General features: G+C 72.4%; 10 protein-coding genes and 1 pseudogene. 4 read left to right on the forward strand and 7 right to left on the reverse strand.

What is annotated here, in order from left to right; translation table 11 throughout:
* Positions 1 to 375: 375 nt before the first annotated feature.
* Positions 376 to 963 carry a VOC family protein gene (locus tag ADK41_RS31880; RefSeq protein WP_158717656.1) on the forward strand — a complete coding sequence of 196 codons (588 nt, stop codon included), beginning with the start codon at positions 376 to 378 and terminating at the stop codon, positions 961 to 963.
* A gap of 87 nt (positions 964 to 1,050) precedes the next feature.
* On the opposite strand, the gene ADK41_RS31885 is transcribed toward ADK41_RS31880, so the two are convergent.
* Positions 1,051 to 1,470: a MerR family transcriptional regulator gene (locus tag ADK41_RS31885; RefSeq protein ID WP_199821917.1), complete on the reverse strand. Its 420-nt coding sequence runs from the start codon at positions 1,468 to 1,470 to the stop codon at positions 1,051 to 1,053.
* Between the two features lie 398 nt (positions 1,471 to 1,868).
* Between ADK41_RS31885 and ADK41_RS31890 the strand changes: the two genes are divergently transcribed.
* Positions 1,869 to 3,374: a SulP family inorganic anion transporter gene (locus tag ADK41_RS31890; RefSeq protein WP_078661889.1), complete on the forward strand. Its 1,506-nt coding sequence runs from the start codon at positions 1,869 to 1,871 to the stop codon at positions 3,372 to 3,374.
* 171 nt (positions 3,375 to 3,545) lie between these two features.
* Here the strand turns inward: ADK41_RS31890 and ADK41_RS44140 are convergent.
* Positions 3,546 to 3,803: pseudogene (locus tag ADK41_RS44140) on the reverse strand (VOC family protein); the annotation flags it as partial.
* On the opposite strand from ADK41_RS44140, the gene ADK41_RS41865 reads away from it, so the two are divergent.
* The gene (locus ADK41_RS41865) at positions 3,772 to 4,194 is read left to right on the forward strand and encodes a hypothetical protein (RefSeq protein WP_158717657.1); all 423 of its coding nucleotides are present in this window, start codon (positions 3,772 to 3,774) and stop codon (positions 4,192 to 4,194) included. The pseudogene ADK41_RS44140 and the gene ADK41_RS41865 sit on opposite strands and share 32 nt — an antisense overlap.
* A gap of 17 nt (positions 4,195 to 4,211) precedes the next feature.
* Here the strand turns inward: ADK41_RS41865 and ADK41_RS31895 are convergent, their stop codons facing one another.
* The gene (locus ADK41_RS31895) at positions 4,212 to 4,622 is read right to left on the reverse strand and encodes a hypothetical protein (protein ID WP_159043997.1); all 411 of its coding nucleotides are present in this window, start codon (positions 4,620 to 4,622) and stop codon (positions 4,212 to 4,214) included.
* A gap of 337 nt (positions 4,623 to 4,959) precedes the next feature.
* Between ADK41_RS31895 and ADK41_RS31900 the strand changes: the two genes are divergently transcribed.
* Complete coding sequence (locus tag ADK41_RS31900) at positions 4,960 to 5,355, forward strand: contact-dependent growth inhibition system immunity protein (protein WP_030823620.1); 396 nt, start codon at positions 4,960 to 4,962, stop codon at positions 5,353 to 5,355.
* 1,192 nt (positions 5,356 to 6,547) lie between these two features.
* Here the strand turns inward: ADK41_RS31900 and ADK41_RS31905 are convergent.
* From ADK41_RS31905 to ADK41_RS31920, 4 genes are read right to left on the reverse strand one after another with little or no spacing between them, the layout of a single operon-like run.
* Positions 6,548 to 7,294, reverse strand: coding sequence for a hypothetical protein (locus tag ADK41_RS31905; protein ID WP_234318657.1), 747 nt, complete (start codon positions 7,292 to 7,294; stop codon positions 6,548 to 6,550).
* A gap of 35 nt (positions 7,295 to 7,329) precedes the next feature.
* The gene (locus ADK41_RS31910; protein WP_030823626.1) at positions 7,330 to 8,208 is read right to left on the reverse strand and encodes a TauD/TfdA dioxygenase family protein; all 879 of its coding nucleotides are present in this window, start codon (positions 8,206 to 8,208) and stop codon (positions 7,330 to 7,332) included.
* Between the two features lie 59 nt (positions 8,209 to 8,267).
* On the reverse strand, positions 8,268 to 8,963 hold the full coding sequence (locus tag ADK41_RS31915; protein WP_030823637.1) for a hypothetical protein: 696 nt from the start codon (positions 8,961 to 8,963) through the stop codon (positions 8,268 to 8,270).
* Complete coding sequence (locus ADK41_RS31920; RefSeq protein ID WP_030823640.1) at positions 8,908 to 9,978, reverse strand: GSCFA domain-containing protein; 1,071 nt, start codon at positions 9,976 to 9,978, stop codon at positions 8,908 to 8,910. The genes ADK41_RS31915 and ADK41_RS31920 overlap by 56 nt, the downstream gene beginning before the upstream one ends.
* Positions 9,979 to 10,001 lie beyond the last annotated feature (23 nt).

Consider the following 10,001-nt stretch of genomic DNA (forward strand, 5'->3'; position numbering starts at 1 on the left):
CGGACAGGTCGATGACGACCCGGACGAAGCCGGCGGCGTACTCGAAACGGCCGTCAGAAGATCGTCGCGCGCCTCCTGCGACCCCGGTGCCAGGCCTGCGACGACTGGAGGCACGAAGCCGGGCTTCCGGCGTACCGCAACGGTCCGAAGGTGAACGATGCCGCCTTGGCGGCCACTTTTCTCACTCTTCGCCTCCGGCGCGGTGTCCGAGCGCAGCCACTGCGGTGCCGCGTCGCTGTCAGCCCCGGCCCGCACCGCGCTCGTACCACCGGCGTGCAGGCGCTTCTCCACGCCCACCAGCCCGAAACGGCTTGTCGAGGGGACGGCAGGTCAGCCACTACGACAGCCGGCCGGTGCGGCAAGGAGGCAGGGAAGTTGACGTCATCTCATCTCGGTGCGCCGAACGGGTTCTGCTGGGTGGACGTCAAGACGCACGACGTGCCGGGCACGGCGGTCTTCTTCTCCGCCGTGCCGGGCCGGCGATTCGCCGTCGGCGAAAGCGACGGGCGCCGCGCGACGAAGATCTCCGCCGACGGTCATCAGATCGGCGGCGTGAGCGACCTCGGCTCTCCGCTCCGCCCACCGGGCACTCCTGCGCGCATCGCCCACTACCTCGCCGTCATCGCCACCCTGATCCACCCGGTCGGCGCGGCCTTCTCCCTGTGGCAGACGCACCCCTCCCGCCGATGGGCCACATCGGCGCACACACCACAGCGCATGGTCCTGGCCCGCCCCCACCCCGAGCAGTCCTGCCGCTTCCACCGGCACGTGCTGGGCACAGTCCCCGGCTGCGCGGACTTCGTCCCGGTGGACGGCCTCGAGGAGCACACACTCCGTCGGGAGCTCCTCGTCGCCGTCGACGACCCGGACACCGTGGCCGCCCACGCACGCGCTCCGGGAGAGGGAATGCCGTCGGACCCGATCACGCCGGCAACCAGAGTCCGACCGGCCCGGACGGGCTGACGTTCCGCCTCCGGGCTGCCGCCTCGTGAAGCCGTCGGGAAGGCGGCTGCCAGGAGCCGGTGCGTGGTATCGGCCGGTGGCCGAAGATCAGGCCGAGGCATCTCGCTCGGGGCGTGCGGCATCAAGTCGAGTGCGGAGGGTGGCGGCGAAGTCCTCGGCCCGGGCCAGCTGGACGCGAAGCTCCTCGATCTTGCGGCCGGCGTCCTGCTCGTAGTTCCGTACTCGCTCCAGGAGCGCCTCGCGCTCGGCGCTGTCAGCCGACTCGGGATCGTCGAGGCGGTCGGTGGCGTCGAGCAGGTCGCGCATCTGCTCGAGGGTGAAGCCGAGGGGCTTCATACGGCGGATCACCATGAGCCGCTGCACGTCGTTGTCGGTGTAGAGGCGGAAGCCGCCCTGGGAGCGGGCGGAGGGGGTGACCAGGCCGGTCTCCTCGTAGTGCCGGATGGTGCGCAGGGACAGCTCCGTACGTGCGGCGACCTCGCCGATCTGCATGTGCTTGTCGTCCACGCCCGTGGTCCCGGCCCTTCCCGTCGTGGCGGGCCGCGTCCCGTGCGACCCCACCGATCTCTACTCTAACGTTAGGGTAGAGTTGATGACGGTGAGGGCGGCCCGGCTGCCCCGTCACTGCTGTTCCGGGACCGATGACGCCCCCGGCGAAGATCCGATTCTTGCAGGAGAGAGCGTGCGCGAGTCCATGACGCCGATCGCCGCCGCCTGCCCGCCGTGACTTTTCACCCCGGGACGTGAGCCGCCCGGCCGTCCGTGCGCGCCTCGCGTCCCTCCCCTTCTCGACTTCCGGCCCGTTTCGAGGGCCGTCCGCGGGGTGCCGGCCCGGCCCCCGCGTCCTTTCCGCGCGCCCCGACCCGCCGGCGGAGCGTGCCCGAGCACGACAGGTGCCCCTCTCCTTGTCCTCTGTTGCTGTGACTCCCGCCGCACGTCTGCGCGGCCTGAAGCCCGACTGGCTGCGTGATCCGAAGGTCTGGCGCACCGAGGTGCTGGGCGGCCTGGTGGTCGCGCTCGCGTTGATCCCCGAGGCGATCTCGTTCTCGATCATCGCCGGCGTCGATCCCGCGATCGGGCTGTTCGCCTCCTTCACGATGGCCGTGACGATCGCGGTCGTCGGCGGCCGACGGGCGATGATCTCCGCCGCCACCGGAGCCGTCGCCCTCGTCATCGCGCCCCTGAACCGGGAGCACGGCTTCGGGTACCTGGTCGCCGCGGTGATCCTCGCCGGCGTCTTCCAGGTCGTCCTGGGCGTGCTGGGAGTGGCGAAGCTGATGCGGTTCATCCCGCGCTCGGTGATGGTCGGTTTCGTCAACTCGCTCGCGATCCTGATCTTCATGGCCCAGGTTCCCGAGATGACCGGCGTGCCCTGGCCGGTGTACCCGCTGATCATCGGCGGGCTGGCGCTGATGGTGTTCTTCCCCAAGGTCACCACCGTGATCCCGGCGCCGCTGGTCTCCATCGTCGTCCTGACCGTCATCACGGTCGCGGCCGGGATCGCCGTGCCGACCGTCGGCGACAAGGGCGCCCTGCCGTCCTCCCTGCCCGTTCCCGGTCTGCCGGACGTGCCCTTCACCCTGGACACCCTGACGACCATCGCCCCCTACGCCTTCGCGATGGCCCTGGTCGGTCTGATGGAGTCGCTGATGACCGCGAAACTGGTCGACGACATCACCGACACCCGCTCCAGCAAGACCCGGGAGTCGATCGGTCAGGGCGTCGCCAACGTCGTCACCGGGTTCTTCGGCGGTATGGGCGGCTGCGCCATGATCGGCCAGACCATGATCAACGTGAAGGTCTCCGGGGCCCGCACCCGTCTGTCGACGTTCCTGGCCGGGGCCTTCCTGATGGTGCTGTGCATCGTCTTCGGCCCGGTCGTCTCCGATATCCCGATGGCCGCCCTGGTCGCCGTCATGGTCATGGTGTCGTTCGCGACGTTCGACTGGCACTCCATCGCCCCGAAGACGCTTCGGCGGATGCCGGCCGGGGAGATCACCGTCATGGTGATCACGGTCGCCTGTGTGGTCGCCACCCACAACCTGGCCATCGGCGTCGTCGCCGGCTCGATCACCGCCATGGTCGTCTTCGCCAAGCGCGTCGCCCACCTCGCCGAGGTCACCGCCGTCACCGACCCCGACGGCACCACCGTGGTCTACCGGGTCACGGGTGAGCTGTTCTTCGCCTCCGTGGGCGACCTCGTCGGCCGGTTCGACTACGCGGGCGACCCGGGCAAGGTCGTCATCGACCTGTCCGCCGCCCACATCTGGGACGCCTCCTCCGTCGCCGCCCTGGACGCCGTCGAGACCAAGTACAAGCAGCGCGGCAAGAGTGTCGAGATCACCGGCCTCAACGACCCCAGCGCCGACCTTCACGGCAGGCTCACCGGCGAACTCTCCGGCAGTCACTGACCTCGCGCCGCATGAACACCGCAGAGGACCCCGGTCCAGCAGGCCGGGGCCCTCCCGTCTCGTCCTGGCGCTCCACTCGGGTGAAGGGCCGCGGTGGGTGCCGAAGGTCCACGGATCGCCCTCCGGGTCCTGCACCGTCCACACGGACGCCGCGGCGCCCGACCCGAACCGGGTCTCATGCGGCGCTTCGGCAACCTCGCCGCCTGCGTCGACCACCCGCTGGTGCACCGCGTCCGCGTCGTCGCTCACCACGTAGAGCGCGCCGGCACCCGCCCGCATCCGCCCATGCACACCGTCGGCGTGCCGGGTCGAACCGAACACCAGCGCACCACCGCCAGGTCGGCGCAGCTCGGCGTGCCCGATTCCGCCGTGCTCATCCGGCGCGGCGACCACCTCCGTGAAGCCCGGCACGTCGGCCAGGGAGCGCATCGCCGCCCTCGTGTCGTCATCATCCTCGCGGCCGACCAGCCTGATCGGGCTGCGGCTCCCGGAGTCGCGCCTGCTGCGGATCGGGGATGTCCGCTGGGATCCGGGCCGGTTCGGCAAGGTCTTGCTGAAGGGCAGGGGCAGCCAGGGCCGTGGCAAGAAGGAACGGCTCGTCCCGCCGGCCAACGGATCCCGCGACCTGCTGGAATGGTGGGGCACCGGGCCTCGCAGGGAGTTCGACGACAAGATCGACGACCCGCGGGTCCCGCCGTTTCCCTCCGAGCGCAGATACGGCGACGGCTCCAGTCGGCCGGTGGACCGACGACGCCTTGCGGACCGGGCCGGCCGAGGCGGTCGCACGGCACGAGTTCCAGGCCCGGCTCATTCGACGTGAAACCGACCCTGCCGCCGCTATCGGGACGTGAGGAAGCGGGCGTTGTCCGGCAGCTGCTCGCGGAATCTGTCCGGAATCGAGCCCATCAGCCACAGCCAGCGCGCGCTTCGCACGATCTCGTCCTCGAGCAGGCGGTACGGGCGGTCGACACGGCTGGTGTATCCGGTCTCGGGCGGGCGCCCCTGCTCGTCGGTCCAGGTCATGTAGTGCCGTCCGTCGACGCGCAGCACGCGCCGGCCGTCGGGGTCCTGGTCGCCGAGCGCCCGGTAGCCCACGCAGGTCAGCCAGAAGTCGCACGAGCGGCACACCCGCCAGAGCGCCATCCGCTCGCCCACGCCCGCGACCTCCGTCGCCGATCCCTTGCCCGGGCACAGCTTGCAGTCGAACACCTCATACCGCACGTGCGGGTACGCCCTCCATCGAATCACCGCTCGCCCTTCCTCGATGCCCGGCCGTCAGCCCTCTTGGAGGGCTGCCCGGCCCGGGGTGAGCACTGTAACCGGCTCGATCGCCCCAACCGGCGTCGTCTGCTCGATGCCGCCACCCGCGGGGATCAGCCAGGCCACCGGCCGCGCCGCCTCACCCTCGAGGGCGGTGGCCCGCGGCACACCGGTCCGCCCCGACACCGTGTCGCAGACCGGACGGCCGAGGAGCCGGTGCTCTTCGTGATCAGGACGGGCGTCCGCGCTGAACCGAGCGGCGTCGACCGACCATCCACGCCGGATGCCGGAGGGCGTCTGAGACCGGGCATGGGACGATTCCCCGGTGACTCGACATCCGAACCGTGACCGCTCCCTCGAGGAGCTGGAGAACGACCGCTGGCCGGCCCCGCCGGCCGACGCGACTCGCCTCATAGCGACCGCGCACGCGCTTCGGCGCAAGCCGATCGGTGAGCTGACAGTCGAGGACATGAGGCTGCTGATCGGGCAGAACGAGGGCCTGCCCCACCTCCTGCCGCCGGCACTGGAGGTCCTGCGGCTGGATCCGACGGCGGAGGGTCACACGTACGAGGGTGATCTGCTGTACGCGGTGCTGACCAGGAGTCCGGAGATCTGGAGCACGTCACCCGAGCTCGGGCGTGAGCTTCGCCTGATCGTCTCGGACCTGAGCGATCTGGCACCGCACCTCGAGCGCGAGGTGGAGCGGTTCCTGGCTCTGTAGCACGCCGGCGACACCGCTCTGCGGGTGCCCGGGCGGGGATTCCCCTCGCGCCCCCTGGCACGCATACGGCCGAACCGGGGGCGGTGTGCGCGCAGCCGGGCGGGGGCGCCGGTCAGCCGGGTTCGTGCCCGGCGGCCACAGGCCGTCGCCGTGACCGGTGTCCGCCGGGCGGGTTCGTGGTGTGCGGTCCACCCTCCCGTTTCGCCTGCGTGCCGGTTTCCTCGCGGCAGGCCGGGGAGCGGAGGCAAGCTGTTCACCTGCGGTTTTTGAGGGCTGGGATGTCACAGCAGCGGCCAGTAGGTGGGTGCGTCGCGGACCCGGCCGCGCTGACCGGTGTGGGCGCCGGAGCTGGCCTTGGAGTAGAGCCAGGGCTGCTTGGTGATGTCCGGCTGGCGGGCGCACTCGACGTGGACCCTGGCGCCCCGGGTCAGCCGTCCGTAGGACTCCTACGAGGTGCCCGGTACCTTGCGGAGGTTGACGTTGCGGACGTCGCCCCTTCCGTTGAAGTTGGCGTCACGGGTGCACGTGGCATGGCCTCCGACGGCGGCCGCAGCCGGCGCCATGGCAGCGGATCGTGCGGACCGGTCCCGTCTGGCGGGTCGGCGATCGCCTCGCCCGTCCCCGGGGCGGACCGGAGCAGAAAACGGCCGGTGACAAACCGGTACGGCAGGCGGCCCAGCCGCCCGTGCGCTCGACGGCTGCATCGGCCATGTGACCGGCGAGCGTCCCCACGGGGCCGGCGATGCCGGCGGATCCGGTCCACGGACCGCCGGGCAACCGCGGCGGCACCACCGTGCCGTCGCGGTTGCCCGGCGGGCATGGGTGTGCGTCCGAAGGCCTGTCGCCACCGGCGGACGGCCGGCGCGGGGCGCTGCCCCGTCGGCGACGGCGTCACATGGCGGTCGGGGCCGTTCGGCTTCCCGCCCCGGAACGCGGATGTGCCCCCTCTGCCCGCCGGCGGGACGGGGTCCGCGGCCGGTCCGCACACCGACGGCCGCGACCAGGTCGTCCGCGGCGCCGAGGGGCACGGGCCGAAGCCGGTCGCGGCAGTCATCACCGAGACCGCCCCGCCCCCGGAACGGCGACCCGGAGAAGACCCGGCGTCCCCTGCCGTCCGAGCCCGGCCCCTGCAGCACTCCGGACGCCGTGGTCGTCCGCACGGACCTTCCCGGTCACCACGGTCAGCCCCACGTCACGGACGGAACGAGTCGGCGACGGCGTCCGCGAAGCCCTCTGCCAGAGAGGTCGGCACGGACGTGTCCGGGAGAGCGGCGCCGTCCTCCCCGCAGGCCGGCGCGGCCGCCGCCCGGACGACGGCCCGCAGCTGGGCGCCCGGGAACGTGGCGGCGTACGCCTGCCAGTCGTCCGCCGCGTACGCGCGGGCCAGTGCGTCGCCGACCGCCCGGGCGTGGGCCTCGGCGAAGGCGTCCGCGTTCGCGTCGGTGCTCAGCTCGGCGTACCGGTGGCCGTAGGCATCGGCGTCCGCGTGGGAGTGCCCGTTGGCGAGGGCGTAGTCGCGGGCGTCGTCGTGCGCCTCGGTGTACGCGCCCGCCCGGTCGTAGGCGTCGTGGTACTTCCTGAGCAGCACGGGCCGGAGCGCGGTCCTCCACGTCTCCTCGGCGACCCGGGCGTCCAGGGCCGCGCGGTGCAGGTCCGCCGGCGCCGCGAGGCTGCCCGCCGGACCGTCCGGAGCGGTCCGGGCGAGCAGGGGAAGGACCGTGCCGGCCTGCCAGACGTGGACGGCGCGCAGACCGGCCGCACGCGCTCCTGTGGCCAGGGCCCGGTGGATGCGGTGCGCCCAGGTCTCCCGGGCACCGGGGGGCAGCTGCTCGTGCAGCACGCCCGTCAGCTGCCACAGTGCCTCGGGGACCGGCGGCCCGCCGGCGAGACGGGCCCGCAGGCCCACGACGAAGGTCTCGCTGTCAGCGGTCGCGCTCATGGGACGCCTCGCTCCTTGGTGGTGGGCCATGGGGCTCAGGCCTGCGGGCGGGTGCCCTCGACGGCCACCCGGCGGCCGTAGCGGGTGTGCGGGAAGTAGTCCCAGACGGCGTGGTGCTGCACACAGCGGTTGTCCCAGAGGACCAGGGTCCGCGGCTGCCAGCGCACCCGGCAGTGCAGCAGCGGAGTCCGGGCGATGTGGGCGTAGAGCAGTTGCAGCAGCGCGTCGCTCTCGGCCCGGGACAGCTGTGCGATGTGGGACGTGTAGGGGGCGTTGACGAAGAGGAGCTTGCGGCCGGTGTCGGGGTGGCGGGTCACGACCGGGTGCTCGTTGCGCGGGACGTCGTACTCCGGCGGCGGTGTCCGGCCGGCGGCCGTCCAGGGCAGGGCGCCGTCGTGGATCGCGGTCAGGCCGTCGAGGAAGGTCCGCATGGCCGGGGAGAGCAGCTCGTAGGCGAGGTGCATGTTGGCGAACATGGTGTCGCCGCCGCTCCCGCCCGCGGGGACCGTGGTGATGTGCAGCGTGGAGCCGAGGGAGGGCTCGGCGTCGGCGGTGCCGTCGGCGTGCCAGCCGTTGCCCGCCACCATCCGCGACTCCCCGGTGGCCTTGATCTCCAGAACGTACGGGTCGGAGTCCTCGGCGGCGAGCGCCACGGGGTGCAGTGGCCCGAAGAGGCCGGCGAACCGCTTGTGCTGTTCGGCGGTGATGTCCTGGTCACGGAAGACCAGGACATGGTGGTTCAGGAAGGCCTGCTTGACCTCCTTCTCCTGCTGGGGTGTCAGCTTCCGGGCCAGGTCCAGGCCGGACACCTCGGCGCCCAGCAGCGGGGTGATCGGGTCGACCGAGAGGGTGTCGTAGGGCTCGGCCGGTCGGGTGGTCAGGCGTTCGACGGCCTGCAGTGCGTACTCCTCCATGGAGACCTCCGTGGGACGGGCGGGTGGGGCGGGGACGGGCCGGACGTGCGGATCCGCGGTCACAGTCCGCGGTCGAGGAGTTCGGCCACCAGCAGGCGGCCGAAGGCGAGGTTGCCGTGGATGGTGTCGTCGGCCCGGCAGAAGGCGTCGCGCTGGAGCCCGGAGCGGTCGGTGACACGGTCGCGCAGGTCGACGGTCTCGACGCCCCGCGCGGTCAGTTCGCCGTGGAGGACCTCCTGGGCGGCGAAGAAGACCCGCGGGTCGGACATGCCGGGGACGCGCTGGGGCGGCATCAGGGCCACCACGCGCAGGCCGAGGCCGACCGCGTGCTCGTAGAACGCGAGCGCGCCGCGCGCCATGGCCCGTACCAGGTCGGCGAACAGGCCGCTGCGCAGGAAGCCGGCCGGGTAGGCGCCCAGCGGGTCGCGGTGGACCGTCCAGTTCTCCCGGGTGGCCACCGTGTGCGCGGCGAGGCCGAAGGTGCACACGAGCGGCACCGTCAGCCGGTCCAGTGCCGGGACGCCGAGGGCGTCGAGGAACTCCCGGTACAGGCGCTGCGCCTCGGGGTCGTGGAAGACGACGTCGCCGCCGTCGGCGTCGGAGAACGGGCCCAGGAAGTCCCGGCCCGAACCCATCGGCCCGCCCTGGAAGGGCAGGTGGGCGGCCTGGGCCGCCCTCCCGACGCACGCCGCGTGGGAGTCACCCAGCAGGAGGAATCGCGCCGGGGCCGTAGTAGTCGAGTACGGCGTCGTCACACCAGTGGTCCTCTCCGCCGGCGACGGGGGTGGAAGGGCGGGCCGGTTCCGTCCGGGACGTCCGGCCGTGCAGGGCGTCGAAGAAGTGCCGCATCACGAAGGCCACTCCGTCGGCGCTGACGGTGCGCAGGTTGGGCTCGTAGAAGGCCGCCCGGTAGGGGAAGCCGGTGACGATCTCGTACGACGGGAAGTAGTCGACGTGGTCGAGTTCGTCGGCGAGCTGTCCGGCCGCCGCGCGCAGTACGGACTTGGAGTGGGTCGTGGCGACCAGGGCGTGCCGTCCGGTGGCGGTCGCCGTCAACGGTACGGGGGAGACCGTCAGGACGGTCCGCAGCCGCGGGTTGAGGGAGCGGGCCAGCGCGAGGGCTTCCGTCAGGTCGTGGTGCACCTCGATCGCCGTAGGGGTGTGCAGGACGTGCCGACCGGGGTCGAAGGCGCCCCGGGCGGTGCCCGGGCACATCGGCAGGACGGTGCCGTGGGCGGTGTCCCGCCAGGCCTCGGTCAGCCCGAGGGTGAAGACGAGCACGTCGGCCGTCTCAAGGGCGGTGCGCACCGCGCCCAGGGTGGTCTCCCGGGACGCCAGCAGCTCGTCGGGGGACGGGAAACCCCCGGGTTCGAGGGTGGGGCGGTACGGATCGTGGCAGCGCCCCTCCTCGTCGCGCCAGACCTCCGGGGGCGGCCGCTCCACGCCGAGGGCCCAGGCGAACCACTGTCTCAGCGCGGCCGCGGTGTGGACGTTGCCGGTGCGGAAGGAGAAGCGGCCGTAGCCGCGCGCCTCGCGCCCGGTCCGGTCCAGTCCGGGGGGAGCGGGTTCGGCGTCGTACCAGTGCATGCCCTCGGCGAGGAGGGCGGGGCCGATGTGCCGGGCGAAACAGGAGCCCGCCGTGACGACGGGGTCGTCCTGGCCGATCGTGAACTTCGGTGCCCACAGCTCGCCGATGTCCGCGGGATCGGGTTCGGCGACGGCCGTGCGCCAGAAGGATCTGGCGGGCAGGCGCGTGTAGGGATGCTCCACGGTGGGTCTCTCCTTCGAAGCCG

This window comes from Streptomyces caelestis, from assembly GCF_001279005.1.
In the GTDB taxonomy this organism is placed as follows: Bacteria; Actinomycetota; Actinomycetes; order Streptomycetales; family Streptomycetaceae; genus Streptomyces; species Streptomyces heliomycini.

Coding starts and splice junctions, on each gene's coding strand:
- ADK41_RS31905 (WP_234318657.1), bottom strand. CDS start 7,294: ATGAGCGCGACCGCTGACAGCGAGACCTTCGTCGTGGGCCTGCGGGCC.
- ADK41_RS31910 (WP_030823626.1), bottom strand. CDS start 8,208: ATGGAGGAGTACGCACTGCAGGCCGTCGAACGCCTGACCACCCGACCG.